This window comes from Paenibacillus sp. J22R67 (assembly GCF_059692175.1).
In genome coordinates this window covers 18,643-41,254 of sequence record NZ_JCAUAX010000025.1, presented here as the reverse complement: position 1 = coordinate 41,254, position 22,612 = coordinate 18,643, and the positions used below count along the sequence as shown (strand labels likewise).

At 47.4% G+C, this 22,612-nt stretch carries 21 protein-coding genes and 1 other RNA gene; 2 read left to right on the top strand and 20 right to left on the bottom strand.

Annotated elements, in window-relative coordinates:
- Positions 1-295 precede the first annotated feature (295 nt).
- From AC58VC_RS37410 to rpoE, 15 genes are all read right to left on the bottom strand, one after another.
- Positions 296-565, bottom strand: a complete 270-nt coding sequence (locus tag AC58VC_RS37410; protein ID WP_497376534.1) for a pro-sigmaK processing inhibitor BofA family protein — start codon at positions 563-565, stop codon at positions 296-298.
- 3 nt (positions 566-568) lie between these two features.
- On the bottom strand, positions 569-856 hold the full coding sequence (locus AC58VC_RS37405; protein WP_497376532.1) for a DUF2508 family protein: 288 nt from the start codon (positions 854-856) through the stop codon (positions 569-571).
- Between the two features lie 142 nt (positions 857-998).
- A complete protein-coding gene (gene recR / locus AC58VC_RS37400; RefSeq protein WP_127457620.1) occupies positions 999-1,595 on the bottom strand; it encodes a recombination mediator RecR in 597 nt (198 codons plus the stop codon).
- A 45-nt stretch (positions 1,596-1,640) separates the two neighbouring features.
- The gene (locus tag AC58VC_RS37395; RefSeq protein ID WP_161407144.1) at positions 1,641-1,952 is read right to left on the bottom strand and encodes a YbaB/EbfC family nucleoid-associated protein; all 312 of its coding nucleotides are present in this window, start codon (positions 1,950-1,952) and stop codon (positions 1,641-1,643) included.
- Between the two features lie 25 nt (positions 1,953-1,977).
- Positions 1,978-3,714, bottom strand: a complete 1,737-nt coding sequence (dnaX, locus tag AC58VC_RS37390; protein ID WP_497376531.1) for a DNA polymerase III subunit gamma/tau — start codon at positions 3,712-3,714, stop codon at positions 1,978-1,980.
- A 174-nt stretch (positions 3,715-3,888) separates the two neighbouring features.
- Positions 3,889-4,152: signal recognition particle sRNA large type (gene ffs / locus AC58VC_RS37385), an RNA gene on the bottom strand.
- Positions 4,153-4,222: 70 nt separating this feature from the next.
- Positions 4,223-4,615, bottom strand: coding sequence for a hypothetical protein (locus AC58VC_RS37380; RefSeq protein WP_497376530.1), 393 nt, complete (start codon positions 4,613-4,615; stop codon positions 4,223-4,225).
- Positions 4,616-4,727: 112 nt separating this feature from the next.
- Positions 4,728-4,925: a 50S ribosomal protein L31 gene (rpmE, locus tag AC58VC_RS37375; protein WP_029197218.1), complete on the bottom strand. Its 198-nt coding sequence runs from the start codon at positions 4,923-4,925 to the stop codon at positions 4,728-4,730.
- 128 nt (positions 4,926-5,053) lie between these two features.
- On the bottom strand, positions 5,054-6,328 hold the full coding sequence (locus AC58VC_RS37370) for a radical SAM family protein (RefSeq protein WP_497376529.1): 1,275 nt from the start codon (positions 6,326-6,328) through the stop codon (positions 5,054-5,056).
- Between the two features lie 43 nt (positions 6,329-6,371).
- The gene (gene rho / locus AC58VC_RS37365) at positions 6,372-7,670 is read right to left on the bottom strand and encodes a transcription termination factor Rho (protein WP_497376528.1); all 1,299 of its coding nucleotides are present in this window, start codon (positions 7,668-7,670) and stop codon (positions 6,372-6,374) included.
- Positions 7,671-7,739: 69 nt separating this feature from the next.
- Entirely contained in the window at positions 7,740-8,999 is a 1,260-nt protein-coding gene (gene murA, locus AC58VC_RS37360) for a UDP-N-acetylglucosamine 1-carboxyvinyltransferase (protein WP_161407176.1), read from the bottom strand.
- 279 nt (positions 9,000-9,278) lie between these two features.
- Positions 9,279-10,133 carry a class II fructose-1,6-bisphosphate aldolase gene (gene fba / locus AC58VC_RS37355; protein ID WP_497376527.1) on the bottom strand — a complete coding sequence of 285 codons (855 nt, stop codon included), beginning with the start codon at positions 10,131-10,133 and terminating at the stop codon, positions 9,279-9,281.
- A 132-nt stretch (positions 10,134-10,265) separates the two neighbouring features.
- Positions 10,266-10,658 (bottom strand): response regulator, encoded by a 393-nt coding sequence (locus tag AC58VC_RS37350; RefSeq protein ID WP_079418635.1) that lies wholly within the window; start codon positions 10,656-10,658, stop codon positions 10,266-10,268.
- Positions 10,659-10,814: 156 nt separating this feature from the next.
- A complete protein-coding gene (pyrG, locus tag AC58VC_RS37345) occupies positions 10,815-12,419 on the bottom strand; it encodes a CTP synthase (protein WP_497376526.1) in 1,605 nt (534 codons plus the stop codon).
- Positions 12,420-12,746: 327 nt separating this feature from the next.
- Positions 12,747-13,328 carry a DNA-directed RNA polymerase subunit delta gene (gene rpoE, locus AC58VC_RS37340; protein ID WP_497376525.1) on the bottom strand — a complete coding sequence of 194 codons (582 nt, stop codon included), beginning with the start codon at positions 13,326-13,328 and terminating at the stop codon, positions 12,747-12,749.
- A 386-nt stretch (positions 13,329-13,714) separates the two neighbouring features.
- Between rpoE and AC58VC_RS37335 the strand changes: the two genes are divergently transcribed.
- Complete coding sequence (locus tag AC58VC_RS37335) at positions 13,715-14,893, top strand: S8 family peptidase (protein ID WP_497376524.1); 1,179 nt, start codon at positions 13,715-13,717, stop codon at positions 14,891-14,893.
- A 60-nt stretch (positions 14,894-14,953) separates the two neighbouring features.
- Here the strand turns inward: AC58VC_RS37335 and argS are convergent, their stop codons facing one another.
- From argS to speE, 4 genes are all read right to left on the bottom strand, one after another.
- Positions 14,954-16,627 carry an arginine--tRNA ligase gene (argS, locus tag AC58VC_RS37330; protein WP_497376523.1) on the bottom strand — a complete coding sequence of 558 codons (1,674 nt, stop codon included), beginning with the start codon at positions 16,625-16,627 and terminating at the stop codon, positions 14,954-14,956.
- Positions 16,628-16,632: 5 nt separating this feature from the next.
- Positions 16,633-17,043 carry a YwiB family protein gene (locus AC58VC_RS37325; protein WP_161407135.1) on the bottom strand — a complete coding sequence of 137 codons (411 nt, stop codon included), beginning with the start codon at positions 17,041-17,043 and terminating at the stop codon, positions 16,633-16,635.
- Positions 17,044-17,263: 220 nt separating this feature from the next.
- Positions 17,264-17,767: a DinB family protein gene (locus tag AC58VC_RS37320; protein WP_497376522.1), complete on the bottom strand. Its 504-nt coding sequence runs from the start codon at positions 17,765-17,767 to the stop codon at positions 17,264-17,266.
- An 835-nt stretch (positions 17,768-18,602) separates the two neighbouring features.
- Positions 18,603-19,430, bottom strand: coding sequence for a polyamine aminopropyltransferase (gene speE, locus AC58VC_RS37315; RefSeq protein ID WP_145665542.1), 828 nt, complete (start codon positions 19,428-19,430; stop codon positions 18,603-18,605).
- A 284-nt stretch (positions 19,431-19,714) separates the two neighbouring features.
- Between speE and AC58VC_RS37310 the strand changes: the two genes are divergently transcribed.
- Positions 19,715-21,817 carry a transglycosylase domain-containing protein gene (locus tag AC58VC_RS37310; RefSeq protein WP_497376521.1) on the top strand — a complete coding sequence of 701 codons (2,103 nt, stop codon included), beginning with the start codon at positions 19,715-19,717 and terminating at the stop codon, positions 21,815-21,817.
- 182 nt (positions 21,818-21,999) lie between these two features.
- Here the strand turns inward: AC58VC_RS37310 and AC58VC_RS37305 are convergent, their stop codons facing one another.
- Positions 22,000-22,491 carry a YwhD family protein gene (locus AC58VC_RS37305; protein ID WP_497376520.1) on the bottom strand — a complete coding sequence of 164 codons (492 nt, stop codon included), beginning with the start codon at positions 22,489-22,491 and terminating at the stop codon, positions 22,000-22,002.
- Positions 22,492-22,612: the final 121 nt, after the last annotated feature.

Below are 22,612 nucleotides of genomic sequence, written 5' to 3'. Positions count from 1 at the left end.
AGTAGAAAAGCTTAATTGTACTCATTGACTTGCTAGCGAGATTATTCATCTCTTTTATAGTCGATTACTCGACTGTGCTTACTCACTCGTTGTTCAGTTTTCAAAGATCAAGGTTTCTTGCTCCATCCGCTCTCTTTCGAAAGCCGGAAGTTCAATATACCACACTAACTTTTCAATTGCAACTTGTTTTTCTCAAGTTACTCGTTATTCCCGCATGTCTCAGCGGCAACTTTTATAAGATACCATAGATGCTGCTGCCGAGTCAACCCATGAATTCACTGTATTTTTTTGCCACCTAAAGTAAAGTTAGTTTTAAACCAACAAGCAGAAGGACGCCAGGCACACCTAGTACCGTCACTGTCCCTAATGTAGCTGTATTAATCGGCAAGTCCACCTGCGTGTATGCGCTCAACAGATCCAATGTATATAGGAGGAAGGCCGCTACAACAACGTTCAACCCTAGAGCATACAATAACCTGCCAGCTCCCCGATTGCGTAATACGGTAACCAGCAGCATTAGCGATGATAGTATGAGTAATCCCCATACCGCATATTTGATATACACGTCCTACACCTCCAGTAATCGATCAGTGTCAATCATGCTCAGATTTAGCCTTTTGGCCTGCTTGATGAGCATTTCAAATCTTTTCTCAGCGGCTTCCATCGCATAGATGGCATAGTCGATCTGATCCTTGTCCAAAGCAAACTCAAAATGAGCTTGAGCCGCCACCCAGTTCGCATGTGCCGAACGAATCTCTTGCAGCAGCATCTGCTTGTCCCTCAGAAGTTCTTCTTTCGCACTTTTCTTCGTCTGTGGATTCTTCCTTCCGTGCATGCCTAATAGAGCTGGTCTCATCAGCAAACCTCCATGACCCCAAATGCGGGTTAATCTACCCTTATGCTTATGGGAGAAATAGAGCAATTAGAACTCTCGCACATCTTTTACACGAACAAAAAAAGAGAGCTCTGCAGCTCCCTTTTAGATGCTTAAACGCTATTTATAATTCCCTGCGGCCTTCCATGGCTTTGGACAGTGTTACCTCATCTGCATATTCCAAGTCCCCGCCAACAGGCAGTCCGTGCGCGATACGCGTAACCTTCAGGCCAAACGGCTTCACTAATCGTGACAGATACATAGCCGTAGCTTCACCTTCGATATTCGGGTTCGTAGCCAAAATTAATTCCTGTACCGTTTCATCGCCCAACCGCTTGAGCAACTCGGCAATATGAATTTGATCGGGTCCGATCCCTTCCATAGGGGAAATTGCACCATGTAGGACATGATAGTAGCCTTCGAACTCTTTGGTGCGTTCCAAAGCAACCAAGTCCTTAGGCTCCTGTACGACGCAAATGACGGAACCATCCCTGTTCTTATCTTGACAGATCCGACAAGGATCAACATCGGTAATATTGCAGCAGACTGAACAGTAGTGAAGGTTTCTTTTCACATTGACGAGCGCCTTCGCAAAATCAATCACGTCTTCTTCTTTCATACGAAGGACATGAAAAGCAAGGCGTCCCGCCGTTTTGGGTCCTACCCCCGGCAGACGGGAGAAAGCATCGATTAACTTAGAAATCGGTTCGGGGTAATACAAAGGAAGTTCTCCCTCATCTTTCAGAATTGTAGCTCATGGCTGTGACTAGAACAATCCAGGGATGTTCATTCCACCTGTGAATTTGCCCATATCTTTGTTAGCGATTTCCTCCGCTTTGGTCATCGCATCATTTATAGCTGTAAGAACAAGGTCTTGCAGCATTTCAACATCATCAGGATCAACAGCCTCAGGCTTGATTGTGATGCTTTGTACTTTCTTGTGTCCGTTCACCGTGCAAGTAACAACACCGCCACCTGCTGTACCTTCAATGACTTTCGTGCCCAGTTCTTCTTGAGCCTTCATCATTTGCTCTTGCATTTTCTTCACTTGCTTCATCATTTGGTTCATGTTATTCATTCTCGTTTGCTCCTTTGTATTTAGTCTAGTCTTCTTTAATGGTCACTAAATCTTCGCCAAACAGCTGAATCGCTTCGGAAATCCACTCTTCTTTGGGAGCAGTTCCTGGGCTGCCCTCTTCTGCCACAAGCTCCAGAACTTCAGGCGGACTGCTAGTCGCATCATTCTTGGCGTCGTCCCACTCTTTGCGCATAATCGTAAGCAACCGCATTGGCTTGCTGAACGCAGAGGTGAGGACTTGCTCGATAATGAGCTTGTTTTCCGGCTTTTCTGTGGTATTTCGGTGCATCTCATTCTTGAAAGCAACCAATACCACATCATCCAGCATCGATACTAGGTCACCATTCACAAACCAGGCATGGACGGTAATCTTCTTCTCCTTGACCAGACCCAGCACTTGACTCCATTTCATTAGAGCCGCCTTGGTATCCGGACCTTCAGAGGCTTTCAAGTATCCATCGAGCTTGATGCCTGACTTCTTAGACGGCGCAGAGGCCACAGGCATTTTGGGAGCTGGCTTCGCTTCAGCCGCTGCACCCGATACTCCCGATTTTACCAGTCCAGCTATCTGATCTTCAAGTTGTTTGAGTTTCTGGGTCATTTGAGCAAAAAGATCGCCTTGCGGCATCCGACTGCCCACATCTGTCGCTGTACTGACAGCAGCGCTTCCTTCCCCAATGTGGCCGCCGCACATTTTCATAATCGAAATCTCTAGCAATGTTTGGGGCTGGACGGAGTACTTCATTTCACTCTGATAATGATTCAGTGTTTCAATCATGCCCATCATCTCGTTAGGCGTAAAATGATTGGCAATTTCAGTAAGCTCACGCATATCAAAAACGCGTTCTGTAATGACCGGCGAATTCGGTACCATGCGAACCATGAGCAAATCGCGGAAATAATTAATCAAGTTCTCGATGCATTTGTCGGCGCTTTTGCCTTCCTGCATGAATGTATCGATAAGCTCTAGCGCGGCTCCAAGATTTCTCTCTTTGATACAAAGCACGAGTTTCTTGAATTGATCGGAAGCCACTCCGCCGGTAATGGACAAAATGTCCGAGAGTTGCACTTCCCCTGTTGCAAAAGAAGTCGCTTGATCCAACAGACTGAGCGCATCACGCATCCCGCCATCGGACAATCTCGCAATATAGTGAAGGGCTTCCTCGTTAACGGAAATCTGCTCCTGATCACAAATATATGTCAGCCGCTGCACTTGATCATCCATCGAAACACGTCGAAAGTCAAAGCGCTGACAGCGAGAAATAATCGTTGCCGGAATCTTGTGCGGCTCCGTCGTTGCTAGTATGAACATCACATGGGCTGGCGGCTCTTCAAGTGTCTTAAGCAGTGCGTTGAAAGCCTCTGTAGTAAGCATGTGCACTTCATCAATGATATAGACCTTCTGCCTGACTTCGGTAGGAGCATACTTCACTTTATCCCGAATATCCCGAATTTCTTCTACACCACGGTTAGAGGCGGCATCAATCTCAACGACATCCATGACAGCGCCGTCCGTAATTCGTTCACAGGCTGAGCAAGCATTGCATGGCTCCTCAGCTGGACCATTTAAGCAGTTAACTGCTTTGGCTAATATTTTGGCCGTACTTGTCTTCCCTGTTCCCCGTGGACCGTTGAACAAATAAGCATGGGTAAGGCGATTTTCTCGCAAAGAATTCTGCAGTGTCTGCGTGATATGTCTCTGACCGACAACCTCACGAAACGTCTGAGACCTCCACGTTCGATATAGAGCAATATGTGCCATAGTGTACCTCTCCATTAATCCCTGCGTGGAATGCTGATTCCATTATACTATATCGCAACAGGGGATGAAATAGAGGATCAAGCATGGAACCCTGATCTGTTGCAAATAGGTAAAATAAAAAACGCCCCAAGAAAAGGCGTCCAAGTTCGAAGTCATATGAAATTACTTAGTAAACCGTGCACCTGTTATTGATAAAGTGATACAAGCGAACTCTTATCGTTAGCTCAAGTCAGGCAGCCCCTCGGCACATGAAACATCTCACTTACGGCTGCTTCCTTCCAGACCTGACCGGGTTCATGAGCATTCATTGCGAAGGACCCAACTCTCAACACCACGTGTAAGAGCCAGACCTCACATCACAGTACCGCTAACAGGAATTCAACCCCGCTACAGCGGATTGCGAGTTACAGGGCACCGCTACCTCCCCGTCTAGCACAGTAAAAATAGTATAGCTGATTCACCTGTAAATAGCAACTACAGGGGAAAATCTACCTAAGTCTACCCTTGATTACTGTGACATTTTCACAGTTGTTTTGTAACGCGGCATATTGGTATCAAAAGCATTTTGGACTTGCGAGCGAAGATCTTCAACCTGCGCCGCCGTCAAGTTCGCTTTTGCTTTAATTTTCACCCGAGCATTGGGCCCGTTGATGGCAATATTGGATTTCTCGATGTCTTGAAACTGTGCGAGTACATTCTTCATTAAGTTCGAATCATCCTCGTAGTGATGATACGTGGGATTAAGCGGGTCGTTCGGATTCACATTGGTAATACCCAAATACCCGTCCTGCTTGTAATTTTGCGTTTTATAATTGGCATTATCCGTCTGAGCCGGGTTTTTGTTACTCGAATTCACGCCGCACCCAACCAAACTCATGGTAAGCAGGATTGCTATGGTCATTCTTCGCATACCCCTGAACATAAAAACACCTCCCATTGGACTCTAAGTCTAAACTTAGGATGACCAAGGGAGGACGTCTTATGCTGATTGGCGGCAAAGTAATTGATACCAATTAGATTCCGTATTTCTTTTTGAACTTGTCGACACGGCCGCCTACATCGATAAACTTCTGTTTACCCGTGTAGAAAGGATGGCAATTGGAGCAAATCTCAACGCGAAGATTTTGCTTGATTGAACCCGTTTCGAACACATTACCACAAGCGCAAGTCACTGTGGTTGCATGATAAGTAGGATGAATACCTGCTTTCATGTTGGTTCACCTCTTTCCGCCCTGAATCATTTGCTGAATCAGAGTTAATGGACGTACTTAACGTACTTTTGCATTGTAGCATATCCGCGAGTTCTAATGCAATGGAAAAACGAGTGGAAACCTCGATCTCAGAGAACCATTGTCGCATTTCTGTCGCTGGCGTAGAACTTTGGCGTATGCGAGTATGATCCGAGCACAACATCTGGCAATTCCTGCTCGAAAATCTCAATCATTTGCTTCATCCCGAGAAGCTCACCGCGTGCCTTAGGGATAATCCCCAAGTAACTCTCAGGGTCAATATTCAGGTTGCGCAATTGAATTAATTTTAATCCCGTTCTTCGCACAAATTCGATCATAGCCTCAATCTCTTCTTCCCGATCAGTTACACCTGGGAAAACAAGATAATTAATAGAAGTGATGACTCCTTTGTCAGTCGCGTAACGAAGAGATTTTTCTACATTTTTCAATGTATAAGCCCTCGGCTTGTAATACGCATTGTAGTGATCGTCCAGAGCACTGATCGTACTAACACGCATCAGATCTAGCCCAGCGTCTACGATGCCGCGAATATGATCCGTCAGTCCGGCGTTGGTGTTGATGTTGATATAACCCATCTTCGTCTGTTCACGAATCTGCTTGATTGCCGGAATAATGAGCGCCGCTTGTGTACTTGGCTCACCTTCACAACCTTGTCCGAAGGAAATAATGCTATCCGGCGTACGCAGGTGCTCCAGCATGATCTGAGTAATCTCTTCAATCTGAGGTTTGAAATTCATACGCGTCTGTGGAGCCACAAAGCCGCTCTCATCTGGCTGTTCTGATATGCATCCGAAGCAACCTGCGTTACAGGAATAGGAGACCGGAACGGCACCTTCCCAACGTTGCAGGAACGTATTCGAAGCTGTCAGGCACTCATAACCAAGTGCGCAGTTGGATAAGTGGGCGTACAAGCGGTTTTCCGGGTACTTGGCAGTCAAAGTTTTGACCTGGGACTCAAGCTCCGTCACATCGCAATGAATCGGATTCCAGAAGTAGGGATTATCTGTTAGACGAGCAGCAACATAGAAGGCGTCATCCTTCCATACAACAGCTGTATAGCCGAACAGCGGCAGCGCCTTAGTCTTGTCGGACTTGACATAACCGGGAAGCAGCAGTCGCGTAAAGCCTTGCGGCAGCAGCGCGCCAACAGCGTGATAATCGCCTGGCACTAGCTTCATATCGCCAGTCTCAGCATCTATGCCTACTGGTCGTGTAAAAGGAAGACTGACAAGCGTCGCCCCTTCGGGCAGCGGAATCAACTCATCTTCCATAATTTCTGTTATCATTTCAGCATTTCGACCAAGCGCCAGAAAATCCGGATGGTCAAAAACATTTCCTTGTGAGTCTGAATAAACCAAATTCATAACGGTACTCCTCTTTATGCGTTAAGGCATCTTCCGCATCTACTTAAGATGCTGAGTTTTTCACTTTCCCTTTGCTTGCACCTGTTGAAGCGCCTGTCGAAGGGGAAGCCAAAGAATCCAGAAACTCTTGATTCGTCTTCGCTTCACCAAGTTTTTTGATGAAGGACTCGGTATATTCGTGCGAATCGTTCATGCCTTTGCGAAGCGCCCATACCTTCTCGAGTTCATCCTTGCCCAGAAGCGCTTCTTCGCGGCGCGTACCGGATCTGCGGATATCGATAGCAGGGAAAATACGGCGTTCTGCCATTTTACGATCCAAATGAAGCTCAAGGTTACCTGTCCCTTTAAATTCCTCATAAATGACGTCGTCCATACGTGAACCTGTCTCTACAAGTGCTGTAGCAAGAATGGTCAAGCTGCCGCCTTCCTCAATATTACGGGCAGCCCCGAAGAATCGCTTCGGACGATGAAATGCGCCAGGATCGATACCACCAGATAGTGTCCGGCCTGTTGGCGGAACTACAAGGTTATATGCCCTCGCCAAACGGGTGATACTGTCGAGCAGAATGACAACGTCTTTCTTATGTTCAACTAAACGCATAGCGCGTTCTAGGACTAATTCAGCGACTTTAATATGGTTCTCAGGCAGCTCATCGAAAGTAGAAGCAACAACTTCCCCTTTAACAGAACGCTGCATATCCGTAACTTCCTCTGGACGCTCATCGATCAGTAGAACGAAAAGCTCAATTTCTGGGTAGTTCGTGGAAATACTGTTTGCAATTTCTTTGAGCAGTAATGTCTTACCTGCTTTGGGAGGTGCAACAATCAATCCACGCTGGCCAAGCCCTACAGGAGCAAGTAAATCCATGATACGCATGGAAATTTTGTTAGGCTCTGTTTCGAGCGTAATGCGCGTATCTGGATAGAGAGGCGTCAAGGCAGGGAAATGAAGCCGCTCAGCAGCTGTTTCCGGTTTCTCGCCATTAACCGCTTCAACCTGAAGAAGCCCGAAATAACGCTCATTTTCCTTAGGAGGACGGCATTTGCCTGATACAATATCCCCGGAGCGCAAATCAAATTTGCGAATCTGGGATGCAGAAATATAAATGTCTTCTGAGCTTGGAAGATAGTTAATGGGACGCAAGAAACCAAAGCCCTCTTGAAGAATTTCGAGGACACCTTGCATAAACATTAGACCACTTTCAGCAGCTTGTGCACGTAAAATTGCAAAGATGAGTTCTTTTTTCTTCAGCGTACCGTAGTATGGAATCTGATGTTTCTTAGCTAGTTTATATAATTCAGTAAGCTTGAGTACTTCAAGCTCAGCAAGCTGCATGCTCATGTTTCAACCACCAAACTATTAAATTTTCAATTGGATTCTAGCATTGCCTGTTGTCTGGAACTTTATTCCTTACTCTTCACTCTCGCGCCAAACCTCAGCACCTAGAGACGATAAATTGAATACTAAGTTCTCATACCCACGGTCAATAAACTCAACGCCGGACACCTCTGTGATGCCGCCCGTTCTTACACTAAGACCAGCAAGCACAAGGGATGCTCCTGCTCGCAAATCTGTTGCTCTAACTTTCGCCGAGCTAAGCTCGGATCCTTCAATAATCGCGGAACGTCCTTCAACTTTCATCTTAGCGCCCATCCGCACGAGCTCAGGAATGTGCTTGAAACGGTTGCTGTAAACATGATCCGTTAGTATACTAACTCCTCTGGCTTGGCACAAAAGGCTTGCCATTGGAGATTGCAAATCTGTTGCAAACCCTGGGTAAATTAGTGCTTTTACATCCACGCTGGAGTATTCAGGTTGACCTACCACACGAATGGATTCATCCATCTCGTAGATATGAACGCCCATTTCTTGCAGTTTCGCCGTTAGTGCTTCCATGTGTTTAGGAATGACATTATCCACTGTGACATCGCCGCGCGTAGCTGCTGCAGCAATCATATACGTTCCCGCTTGAATGCGGTCAGGAATGATGGAGTGACGGCAACCATGCATCTCAGTTACCCCTTCGATCCGAATGGTATCGGTACCAGCACCCTTGATTCTTGCACCCATCGAGTTTAACAACGTAGCTACATCTATAATTTCAGGCTCTTTCGCCGCATTTTCAATAATCGTATTGCCTTTTGCACGAGCAGCTGCCAACATAATGTTAATTGTGGCTCCCACACTCGCCATGTCTAGGTAAATCTTCGCTCCGCGAAGCTCTTTGGCCCGAATTCTTAATGCGCCATTCTCATTGCTTACCTCAGCCCCTAAGGCTTCAAAACCTTTGATATGCAAATCGATTGGACGCGGTTCGAAATTACAACCGCCCGGTAGACCGATATTCGCTTCCCCGAACCTTCCAAGCAGTGCTCCCATCAAATAGTAGGAAGCTCTTAACTTTTTAACTTTACCATTAGGCATTGGAAGAGACTTCATTCTGCTAGGATCAATCGTCATCCGATCTTCATTCCAGTCGATGGTAGCCCCTAAATCCGTCAAAATTTCTGTATATGTAGCCACATCGCTTAAATGCGGCAGATTATCCAACGTTACCGGCGTTTCAGCAAGAATCGCAGCAGGAATAAGTGCAACAGCACTATTCTTAGCTCCGCTAATTTGAACAGTCCCTCGTAGTGGACGTCCCCCGACCACCATTAATTTCTCCAACATGATTCTCCCCCTAAATCCAGGTGCCTTCCTGTAAAGCAAACCCCTCTACCCAAGCGCCAATTGAAACCAAACTTCTAGCACACTCTACTCAAATGAACATGAACATATAAAAGAAAATAAGGACATCTATAATCATAGCAAAAACGCTTACAGCTCCAAGTGAGAACTGAAGACAAAAACAGAAGAAGGAAACGACCGCAAGCATGCAAACGGCGGACATTTCGCATCCTCCGTTTGCGTCTTACGGCATTTCCCACTGCATCTATACAATTAAAATTAAGCTTGGTTGCTGCTTCCGAATAATTGAATTTTGGATTTTACAACTTCGACCATTGCGTTACGAGCTGGGGTTAGATATTTACGAGGATCATAAATTTTTGCGTCCTTGTTCAGAACTGCGCGGATCGTTTCTGTGCATGCTACTTGGTTCTCTGTGTTAACATTGATTTTACCAACGCCTGCAGCGATCGATTTACGAATCATTTCGTCAGGAACACCGGAACCGCCGTGTAATACAACAGGAACTGGGATCGCTTTGGAAACTTGCTCGATGATATCAAAATGGATGTTAGGCTCGCCAGCGTACATACCATGTGCTGTACCTACTGCGATTGCCAAACAGTCAACGCCTGTTTCTTCGTAGAAGCGGATAGCTTCTTCAGGTTTTGCAAGGTTAGCGTGCTCTTCGTCTACGGAGATGTCATCCTCAACACCACCGATTGTTCCAAGCTCACCCTCAACGGATACGCCCATTGCACGAGCAGCTTTAACAACTTCTTTCGTCAAACGGATGTTTTCTTCGAAAGAATAGTGGGAACCGTCGAACATAACGGAGCTGAATCCTGCGCGGATACATTTCATTGCTACTTCAAAGGAGCTGCCATGATCTAAGTGCAAAGCGATTGGCAGACCGGATTTTTTGGCTGCAGCTTCAGCAATTGCTACTGTAAATTCGATACCCATATATTTCAGTGCGCCTTCGCTAACACCGTAAATGAAAGGGGAATTCAGTTCGATTGCAGCATCCACAATCGCTTGAGCGAACTCAAGGTTGTTCATGTTAAATTGACCCACCGCGAATCTGTTCGCTTTTGCTTTAGGTAAAAACTCATTCATTGAAACCAATGCCATGTTTCTCTTCCTCCTAGAACCTTTTTGTAGTTTTGCGTTGACCGCTCTTGTCATACCTGAGTTATTATAGCACATATACTTTCAAATGATAACCAAGCCCTCGCTTCTCAGCCACAAAAAAAGACCCTATGACTAGGATCCCACTGCAAAACCACTGCTTGATTCATTATTTAACTGCATATTAACCGCCATGCGCAACTCGTCAATGTCAAACGGCTTCGTGAAGTGCATGATCGCACCCAGGTCAGTCGCTTCTTTAATCATATCCAGCTCACCATAAGCTGTCATCATGATTACTTTGATCGATGCGTCAATTGCTTTAACGTGCTTTAGAATATCTAGGCCATCCATACCGGGAATTTTCATATCAAGCAATAGTAGGTCCGGCGAAGAATTTTTGACGATTTCTAAAGCCAGTTTACCATTAGAGGCTTGATAGGTATCGTACCCTTCATTGCTGAAAACCTCCATTAGCAGTACGCGAATTCCATTTTGATCATCGACAATCAGTACTTTTTTCTTCATCAGCCTAGTTCCCTCCCGAAAACGAATAACAAATCCCCTGTACTTCACAGATACATAACGTATTCGCTATTCATTTCCGTTTTCCTTCCGGAAAGAGAACCAAATTGAAAACTTTTACAAATAAGTTGTTTTTCAGGAGGCAGTTAACATAGCAAGTTAGCTACGTGCAACGCCTTGAGCTGCTTTCACAAATTCACGGAACAACGGCTGCGGACGGTTCGGACGGGATGTGAATTCCGGATGGAATTGCACCGCCAAGAACCAAGGATGACCAGGAAGCTCCACCATCTCGACCAAACGGCCATCAGGGGATGTACCAGAAATGCGCAAGCCAGCAGATTCAATCAAATCACGATATTCATTGTTGAACTCATACCGGTGACGATGTCTCTCGTAGACAAGCTCATCATTGTAGCATTTCTCCGCCAATGAACCCGGAACAATTTTACACGGATATAGACCAAGACGCATTGTACCCCCCAGGTTCTCAATATCCTTCTGTTCTGGAAGAAGATCGATAACCGGATAAGCCGTAGTCGGATTAATCTCGGAGGAGTTCGCGCCATCCAAACCTGAAACATTACGTGCATACTCAATAACAGCAACTTGCATACCCAAGCAAATACCGAAGAAAGGAATTTCCTGCTCACGGGCATAACGAATAGCAGATACTTTGCCTTCAATACCGCGATCGCCGAAACCGCCTGGCACTAAGATACCTTGAACGCCAGAAAGCAGATCATCCACGTTGTGATCGAAAATTTCTTCTGCATTTACCCAGCGAATGTTGATCTCGGAGTCGTTATCAATGCCAGCATGTCCTAGAGCTTCAACAATGCTCAAATAAGCATCATGCAGAGCAACATATTTTCCGACAATAGCGATTTCGGTCTTCTTAGTCAGAGATTTAACTTTACGAACTAGGCTTTCCCACTCGGCCATGTCTGGCTCATTCGTTTTGAGCTTCAGGTGATTAACGACATAATCGTCAAGACCTTGCTCGCGAAGCATCATTGGCACTTCGTACAGCGTTTCTGCATCTTTACACTCGATCACAGCTGCTGGATCAATGTCACAGAATAACGCAAGCTTACGCTTCATATCTTCAGTCAAAGAATGTTCGGTACGGCAAACAATAACGTGAGGTTGAATCCCTAAGCCGCGCAGTTCTTTGACACTGTGTTGTGTCGGTTTCGTTTTTACTTCACCAGCTGCTTTAATATAAGGAATCAGCGTAACGTGAATGTACATAACATTCTCGCGGCCGATATCATTTTTCATTTGACGGATTGCTTCTAGGAAAGGAAGGCTCTCGATATCGCCAACGGTACCACCGATTTCTGTAATAACAACATCGGATTGCGCCTCACGGCCAGCTCTCAGAACACGATCTTTGATTTCATTGGTAATGTGAGGAATAACCTGTACCGTACCCCCAAGATATTCGCCTCTACGTTCTTTGGTAATTACGGAGGAGTACACTTTGCCTGAAGTTACATTCGAGCTTTTGGATAGGTTGATATCGATGAAACGCTCATAATGGCCTAAATCCAAATCTGTTTCAGCACCATCATCCGTTACGAATACTTCACCATGCTGATAAGGACTCATTGTCCCTGGATCCACGTTGATGTACGGATCAAACTTTTGAATCGTAACTTTCAGACCTCTGTTCTTCAGCAATCTTCCTAAGGAAGCTGCAGTAATTCCTTTGCCAAGGGAAGAAACTACGCCTCCCGTAACGAAAATGTATTTTGTCACTATGTACGCCTCCTAATAGTTTTTTAGTTTAAAAAATTGCAACGTAAGCATACGCTTAGTAGCGCCAGATAACTGGCCCCATGTCTTTCTATGCAAAAAGCTTACACCGTAAGCATTCGCTATCGTTGTCGTCGTGCCACTTCCTCAGATTTAGTTTCTACTAAATGAGGGTTTTCATGAAAATATGGTGAAAAAAACACCAAAAAAACAAAAAAAAGTGACACCCGCAGTGACGGGGCACTTTTTGAACGCTTGCGCGATTTGTTAAGATTCTTTTAAAGCCCATGCAATAGTTTACTCTGAACGGGCTCCGACTGTCAAGACAAGTTATTTGTCGTCTTCTTCCTCTTCATCTAGATCGGATTCATCCTCTTCCAGATCGGAATCTTCGTCCAAATCTTCTTCCTCGTCGTCGGTCTCTTCGATGCCTTCTTCGCCAAGATCCTCTTCGATCTCTTCATCCTCAAAGAATTCAGTATCCTCTTCCGCTTCTTCCTCTTCTTCGGATTCAGTACCAAATGCATCGTACTCGTCTTCCTCTGCGTATGTATCCTCTTCCTCCGCGTAGATGTCCTCATCCAGATCATCGTCTTCATCATTAATGATTCTTGGACGCTTAGCGTTACCTACTGCATCGTCTGATTTCTCGACAGGGTACCAACGTTTCAAGCCCCATAGATTCGTACCTACGCAAGCGAAACGTCCATCGATGTTGATTTCCGTATATAGTTGGGCAATCACTTGCATCACATTCTGCTCAGATAACCCTTTAATTTTTGCAATTTCTGCCATCAAGTCACGGTAATAAAACGGCGTATTCGCCGATTTCAATAATTCAAACGCCAAATCCACCATCGGCATTTCGCGTGCTTGTTCTGTGGTGATTTTGAGTGTGTATTCGCTACTCATCTAAGGCACATCCCTTTCGACCGTCTTCTTCACTTCTTCTATCTACCATATCCAATATCTCCATTAAGTAAAACCTATTTTTTCTAAAAATGCAACTACCCTGAAAAAACCTTTCGGACAGCCCCCTGAAATGAATACAAGCGAAGGTCCCCCTTCGCTTGCGACTGTATCCTTAGGAAGCGGTATGAGCGAGTCACATCGTTTCCAGTACCTGAGGAAGAGACACTCCTGCTCGCGCCTCTCTATTTATCCTATGTAAAACCAGCACATCTGACACGGCTTCGCACCCATTTATTTCTATAGAGGCTATCACACGGTCAGAAGGGGTGACCTGTACATAAGATAGGGGAGACTCGATTATAAGCTGTCATGGGGGGATGGCACGTATGGATATAGCCACCTTTCTTCATTCGCTTCATGAGGAAATCGGACTCACCAAGCAATCCGGGAAGAAGCATTTGATCCGTTTCTCATCAGCTAAGGACTATTACGCATGCAAATCCGAGCTGAAGCGAATGAGATCCCACCTCGTCAACCTGTCCAAGGTTCGCACGCTCGACATTATTCATGCCTTCTCCTGCACGCTCCGTCCCGATTCGAAGCTCAAGCAGTTCACAGGCAGTCCGGTCATCGAAGAAGATTCCAAAGTCACCGTCCACCAATCGGTCGGAAGCAGAACCCTTATCAAACGTGCAACCACGCTATCTGGCTCCGGGTCTCACACCATCCCCTGGGGCGTTGATCAAATCGGCGCGCCTGAAGTTTGGAGCAAGTCACTAGGCAACAACATCCATGTAGGCGTCATCGACACTGGCATCGACTACAATCACCCTGATTTACGAAGTTCTATCTCACGGGGGATCAATTTATTAAACCGCAGCATGCTGCCCTACGATGATAATGGCCATGGCACGCACATTGCGGGCACCATCGCAGCGACTGGCCGCAATTCGGGAATAATTGGTGTCGCGCCTAGATCGATTATTCATCCTGTAAAGGCATTTGACCACAGTGGAAGCGCTTATGTATCAGACATTATTGCCGGTATCGACTGGTGCGTAAACAATGATCTCGATATCATCAACATGAGCTTCGGCATGAAGTCATACAACCGTGCGCTGGAGCAGGCTGTTCTGAACGCGTATTACAGAGGTAAAGTCATTGTCGCTTCGTCCGGTAATGACGGCAAACGAAAAACGATCGATTATCCTGCTCGCTTCCCGCAGGTCGTCTCCGTTGGAGCTACAACACGGCTAGGCCGTATAGCTCCCTTCAGTAATCGCGGCAAACAAATTGACATCTATGCACCAGGTGAACGAGTATACTCGTCCTGGCTTCACGGCAAATACAATGAGCTCAGCGGCACATCGATGGCCACCGCACATGTCAGCGGCGTTATCGCGCTGATGCTGGCTATCAAGCCCTTGTCGCCGCAGCAGATCAAAAGCGCGCTGCGCCGCTGCGCAATCGGCATTAACAAGCGCGAAAGCACGCGCTGGCAGCCAGGGCACCTGAATGCCAGGCGGGCTTTGCGGGCTGCGAGGCAAGTCAGAGACTCGCAATGAAAAAGGAGCTAAGCGGCTCACGGCTGCTTAACTCCTTTTTTGTCGTTTGGGGGTGGAGGATTACATCCGCTCCGGTGCGGATACGCCGACAACGCGAAGCGTGCTCGCGAGGGTCGTGCGCAGCGCGCCAAGCAAGGCGAGGCGCGCCTGCGTCAAGGCCGCGTCATCCGTGATGACGTAGTGGCCTCTATAATAGCTATGGAACTGGCTTGCCAGTTCGTAAACATAGCGGATCATCCGATGCGGCGCGTACTGCTCCGCCGCGATCGCGATCTCTTCCGGCAGCTCGCCGATCTTGCGCAGCAAGTCGAACTCAGCTTCCGAGGAGAGCTGGGCAAGGTCAACCTGCGCCAGCGGGAGCACCGCGATACCTTGCTCCTCCGCCTGGCGGAAGATGGAGCAGATCCGTGCATGTGCGTACTGCACATAGTAAACCGGGTTCTCATTGGACTGAGAAACCGCTAAGTCCATGTCAAAGTCCAGATGCGAGTCCATACTGCGCATCGCGAAGAAATAACGGATCGGGTCGACGCCGACCTCGTCCATAAGATCCTCCATCGTGACGGCTTTGCCGGTACGTTTGGACATTTTGACCTTTTCCCCGTTCTGGAAAAGGCTCACCATTTGAGCGATCAGCACAACGAGTCGATCCGCTTCGAAGCCCAGCGCTGTCATGGCCGCTTTCATCCGCGGGATGTAGCCATGGTGGTCGGCGCCCCAAATGTTGATCAAGCGCTCAAAACCGCGCCCGAACTTATTGCGGTGGTAGGCGATATCCGGTGTCAGGTAGGTGAAGGAGCCGTCATTTTTGATCAGAACGCGATTCTTGTCGTCACCCAGCGGCGTGGTATTCAGCCAAGTTGCGCCTTCTTCTTCATAGATATGTCCATTGTCGCGCAGCTCTTTCAGCACGGGTGGAATCAGGTTATCTTCATAAATCGACGTCTCGGAGAACCAATTGTCGAAATGTACACCAAAACGGCCTAAGTCGCGTTTGATTTTGTCGAGTTCTTTTTTCAAGCCATACGTACGGAAAAAGGCGCGACGCTCGTCATCCGACAAGCTCAGCAGGCGATCTCCTTCTTCCGCGGCAAGGTCTGCCGCAAAGCCTTTGATATCTTCCCCGAAGTAACCGTCTTCCGGCATTTCGGCCTCTTGTCCAAGCGCTTGCAAATAGCGGGCTTCGATGGATTTGGCCAAATTCACGACTTGGTTCCCTGCATCATTAATGTAATACTCTCTGGATACTTCGTAGCCTGCAAGGTCCAACACGTTACATAGCACATCCCCAACAGCTGCGCCGCGGGCATGTCCCAGATGCAAGGAACCTGTCGGGTTGGCGCTGACGAACTCAACTTGCACTTTCAGCCCTTGGCCCACGTTCCTTGCCCCGTAACGCTCACCCTGAGCTAGCACGTCAGCAATGACAGGATAGAGATAAACTTTGTTCATTTTAAAATTAATAAAGCCCGGTCCGGCAATCTCTGCTTCAGCGATATTCGCTTTATCCTTCTGCAGGTTCGCAATGATCTGCTCGGCAATTTGTCTTGGATTCTGCTTGGCAATACGGGTCAACTGCATCGCAATGTTCGTTGCGAAATCCCCGTGTGTCTTTTCCTTCGGTATTTCCAGAATGATTTCCGGTAACTGTGCGGCATCCACAATGCCTGCAGCAGCAACAGCATCAGCTATAGCTTGTTTCACGATGACCTTTACTTCGTTTAATACGTCCATTCTTCTTACTCCTCCTGAATTAACAACTTAATCCTGTATGTACCCGCATGTGTACCGGATGCATATAAATCGTATTTCCATCGCGTGATTCCGATGCCCTGTTCCGCTTCGCTTGTCAGCTCATGCGTATCGATTTCGAGTTCCAGGCGACCTTGCGGCGTATGATAAAATCCGATTCGTTTCTCGCCAGGCACAAACGTTTGCTCCGCTTGCACATCTCCTTGGCGAACGATGCGGATCTGATTCTCTTCCAGCTTTATGAGTGTCACCGTTCTTCCAAGCTCGCTGCGTTCTTCTTCATAGCGGATGTAGGTGTGATTGCCTTTGCGGTACAGGTCTCCCCGCGCCTTCTGCACAGTTGTCTCGCTCCCGCTCCGGCTCTCAATGCGAATGCGCACACGCGCTTTATCCGTCATGATTCGTCATTCTCCTATTCTGCAGGTCTTCTTAGCACCTTATGTCAAGATAAGGCAAGTTAGGTATTAGTTTATATGAAAGGATCAACGAATTCAATGTATCACTGCGATCGTCGATCAAGAATGATGTCGAAGTCAGCTCTTCCCTTATGCGAAAAAGCCCCCAACTTCACGGTTTCGTGAAATTTGGGGCTTTCTTTCTTTGGCGTCCTTATGGTTGTTAAATGGCTGGAATCGGCATCCCGATGCTTGCCCACTGCTCTTTAGCGGGACCATAGGCTCCGATGACAGGCACGCCTGCTTGGCGCATCAGAATTGTAAGCTGTCCACGATGATGAATTTCATGTTTGAGGAATGCGAACAGCGTTTCGCTAATCGTCCACTGCTGGCCGAACATGTTCACGACTTCCTGCAGTTTGGCGTCCGTTAGCTGTGTGCGAGCGGCTTCCAGAATCTCGGCTGTTGTTGAGCGGTAGGCATCTGCAACGACTCCAGCCTCTGATGGCGGCATGCTTGCTGCAGAAGGTGCGGCGAATTTGAGGCCAGCTGCGAGCAGCATGCCACGGTCATTGTGGACCAGATGCCACGCGACAAAACCAAGCGGTCTGTAGCCTTCAGCTTGCGGCTGCTGCAGGGAGGCATCGGTTAAGGCATCTAGCAGCTGCTGCGTTGTAGCGGATTCTTGCTGATATTCGTTAATAAAGCTTTCTACGGTAGTGAACATAGGTATTACCTCCATGGATTCAAGAATTGTTACTTCATGTATTCAGTATAGTGGAGTGTGACTGACATCTGTATGGCAGTGTTGTGGAACTGGATGAAAAATTGTTCGGCCAGCTTGACGTTTCGGCTAACGGACTGAGGTGACTTCTATTCGCTACTTTTAGGACAGGGTTTAGCAGCTAACGGACTCACGAGCCGCTAATGGCCATGGAATCGCCTAAAACAGCGACAAAGTCAGTAGATAACGGCTCCTCAGTCCGATAGCACCTCGATTCAAGCCGAATTTGGCAGAATAACGGCTTCTGAGTCCGTAACAGAACATGGCTACTTGGGAGGGCTGGCGGGTGTGCTACTATTGCTGGGATTCATGGTACTTTAACTAGTTAGCTACACTTGATGGTTTCACATTTCTTTAGCTAGTTGGCTCTATTGGTGGGATTCGCGCTTTAACTAGTTGGCTCTATCGGCGGTGCTCTTTCGACCGCTGGACTCCCCCTCCCTGCGAGCACTCTGTCGGCTAACGGACTAGGGTGACTCTATTCGCTACTTTTGGAACAAGCTTAGCAGCTAACAGACTCACGAGCCTCTAATGGCCATGGAATCGCCTAAAACAGCGACAAAGTCAGTAGATAACGGCTCCTCAGTCCGATAGCACCTCAAATCTAGCTGAATTTGGCAGAATAACGGCTTCTGAGTCCGTAAGAAGTGGGGGGGTGCGGGTGCGGGTGCGGGTGCGGGTGCGGGTGCGGGTGCGGGTGCGGGTGCGGGTGCGGGTGCGGGTGGGCAAGTACACAAAAAAGCCGCCACCCTCTCACAAGGGCTGACGGCTTTTCACATTATTTAATCAAATCTTCAACAAATTTAGGCAAAACGAACGCTGCTTTATGCAGGCGTGCTGTATAGTACTTCGTCGGGAATTCCGGAATGGAAGCTTCCTCGACTTGAAGTGGGTCATGCTTTTTGCTGCCCATTGTGAATGTCCATAGACCGCTTGGGTACGTAGGGATGTTCGCGCTGTATACGCGCACGATCGGGAAGATTTCTTTGACATCGCGGTTAACCGTTTGGATCAGGTCTGCTTTGAACCAAGGGTTGTCCGTTTGTGCAACGAAGATTCCCTCTTCTTTTAACGCATCATAAATGCCTTGGTAGAAACCTTTGGAGAACAGTTCAACCGCTGGGCCAACTGGCTCTGTGGAATCGACCATGATAACGTCGTATGTATTTTTGTGATCATGAATGTGCATGTAGCCATCGTTTACGATAACTTCAACGCGCGGGTTGTCCAATTCGCCAGCAATGGTTGGCAGGTACTTCTTGGAATACTCGATTACTTTGCCGTCGATGTCGACTAGAACTGCCTTTTTCACTTTCGGATGCTTCATGATTTCACGGATTACACCACCGTCGCCGCCGCCTACAACAAGCACGTTCTCTGGGTTCGGATGAGTCACAAGCGCAGGGTGTGCAACCATTTCATGGTAAACAAACTCGTCTCTTACTGTTGTCATGACCATACCGTCTAGCGTGAGCATGGTTCCCCACTCTTCCGTTTCGATCATTGACAGATCTTGAAAATCCGTTTGCTCTCTTACGTAAGTCTCTTTTACTTTCGCTGTAATACCGAAGCTGTCTGTTTGTTTCTCTGTGTACCACAATTCCATGTTCATACCTTCTTTCGCTTCTATATTGGATGAATAATTACTGACATTCGTTATCTCTAACAGTGTTCCACCAGCCCAAAATGTCATGCAAGGACTTCTGGGATTTCCTGTCCCTTCACACGCACAAATTGTATTATAGTTCATTACCCCCAAATTGCAATAATTTCCTAGGGCTTTACCCTAATTTACAAAAAATATTTACAATTTGTTGAATACGGACACCCATGCTTTTCCATACTGGTTAATACGTCCTTAGGGCGAAGCAAGAAAGGAGGTAGGAATCGATGTCCGAAAATGAAAACAATCGTCAGCCATCTTCTGGCACTCCGCAAAAAACTAGGGAGCAAGATGTACCTGCGTCTATGCGTTGGATGCGCCGTATTAAGAAGATGTTCTCTTTTTTCTTCACTTCCTGCGTTCTCATGCTTATTGCTGCGGCTATATTTTTCGTGTATTTGCGCTCGCAGACGTTGCCTGTAACGAAAATGCTGCAAACTTCTCAAATGTTTGATACGCACGGCGAACTCATCGACACATTCTATTCGGGACAAAATCGACAGGTCGTTTCATTAAATGAAATTTCACCATACCTTATCAAAGCTACGCTCGCCGTGGAGGATCAGCATTTCTACGATCATTTCGGTGTCGACGTGAAAGCCGTTGCCCGTGCAGCGATTGTCAATGTGAAAGCGATGGCTAAAGTGCAAGGCGCAGGCACCATCACACAGCAGTTAGCTCGAAATTTGTATTTGACACATGACCGTACTTGGACGCGCAAAATCAAAGAAACGATATATGCCGTTCAATTGGAGATGCAGCTAAGCAAGGATGAAATTCTTGCAGATTATTTAAATCAAATTTACTACGGTCACTCGACCTATGGCATAGAAACAGCGTCTGAGCTTTTCTTCGGCAAACACGCTAGTGAATTAACCTTGGCCGAAAGCGCTATGATCGCGGGTGTCCCGAAAGGGCCACGTTACTATTCACCTTATTATGATATGAAAAATGCGCTGGACCGCCAAAAAATCGTGCTTCAAACGATGGTCCGCAGCGGATTCATCACGCAGGCTGCCGCAGACGCTGCCGGCAAAGAGAAGCTGACCATCCAACCGCTGACGAAGAAGAAACCCGCAGCGGCCCCTTATTTCAGAGATTATGTACGTACGCTAGCCACAGAAAAGCTCGGTATCCCAGAGGAGCAATTCGACGAAGGCGGCATTCGCATTTACACGACACTCGACAAGAAAGCGCAAGAAATCGCCGAAAGTGTCGTCACTGGGCAGTTGAATGGCAAACCTGAACTGCAGGCAGCTCTAGTCGCCATCGACCCGCGTACCGGGGAAATCAAAGCGATGGTCGGGGGACGCGACTATACAGAAAATCAGTTCAATAGAGCCTTATCGAATACAAGGCAGCCGGGGTCCTCTTTTAAACCAATTGTGTATATGGTAGCTCTGCAAAATGGGTATACACCCGTTACACAGGTGAAAAGTGAACCGACGGTGTTCACGTACGATGAAGGCCGCCAGCGTTACACGCCAAGAAACTTCAACGACCAATATGTCAATGCGAATATCGATATGCGGCAAGCGATTTCCAAATCCGATAACATCTATGCGGTTCATACGATTCTGGATGTTGGTCCTGCGAAGGTCATTGATCTGGCCCGCAAGCTAGGCATCGACTCACCGATGAAGCCATTACCATCACTGGCGCTCGGCTCCTTCCCTGTAAGCCCGCTTGAAATGGCATCCGCATTCGGAACGATTGCGAATCAGGGGCTTCATAAGGAAGCGACTGCGATTGCACGCATTGAGGATGCGAATGGACAGATTCTATATGAAGCGGCTCCGCAAGAAGAGCAGGTCCTTGATCCAGCAGTTGCTTATGTGATGACGAATCTCATGGAGAGTGTTTTCGAGGAAGGCGGTACGGGTAACCGTGTTGCCAGTACGATCAAGCGGCCTATCGCCGGTAAAACCGGAACGACCGATACGGATGCTTGGCTGGTCGGCTTCACGCCAGAGCTCGCTACAGCGGTATGGGTCGGCTATGATAAGAGCCGGGACATCTCTACCGTCGAGTCGCATCTGGCTTCACCTATTTTCGCGGAATTCACGGAACAAACGTTGGAGGCTATCCCGCCTAAGCTGTTCCAAATTCCGGAAGGCGTAGCGAATGTCTACATTGATCCCGTGAGCGGAAAGTTGTCCAATGAGGATTGCCCGAACGCTCATCTCGAGGCTTTTCTAGCCGGCACAGAACCAACGACTTACTGCACTGGCAAACCCGCCAAGCCCGCTTCCAATGAGGATAAAAAGGATTCGCCAAAAGGCCAAAACGGCTCTTGGTGGAACGACATCAAACGCTGGTGGAATGACTAATTCCCAGTCTCCGCGCAGCTTTCAGAGAACACAAAAAGGCAGAACTAAGCGCGTCTTAGTCTGCCTTTTTGCTGTCCTAGTATATGAGGTAACATACACTAGGGTCTAGTATACTCGGTTCACCTTGGCGTAACAATGGATGACACATAATGTTCATAATCTCAAATAAGGCCTTGCTGCGATTAAGAAAGAGCGTTTTTCAGCACATCATCCGAGCGGTTCCACCATTCTTCGTTGTGGCTGATTAGCTGCTTTTTGAGGGCTGCGCGCTCGCCGTCGGACAAGCCGTCAAGGATGAATTTACGCTTCATGGCGCCGTCCATTTTGTTCACGTGATCGGCCAGAATTTTCCAACCTCTGCGTGCCTCCGTATCGACCAGCATCTCGCAAGCAGACATGCCAGCATAGTACGCTCCCTCTTCGGTGCGGTCCACTGCCACCCAAACGATCCACGCCTTGCGTCCGTTCGGCACATCCTCTTTGTTCGTGGAGAATTTAATCCCCTTCTCGATTTTACTCTTAGCATGAAGCGTGCCCTCATCGAGGTACGCTTCATCTCCATCAATAATAACTCCTGATACATTGCTAAGATCGATCGCTCCAGCACCGAATCCTTTGTGATTGACTTTGGAGCTTACTATATTTAAGGCCAGCTTCTTTTTATCCGCTTCCATCGTTGCACCTTCCACTCATCGTAATGTTAAAATGACACCTTTGCTTTTATTGTAGCTAAAGTATTCCACGAGAACAAGAGCAGAGAGCTGGGGCTTGGCATAAGCCTACTTTTCGGCCATG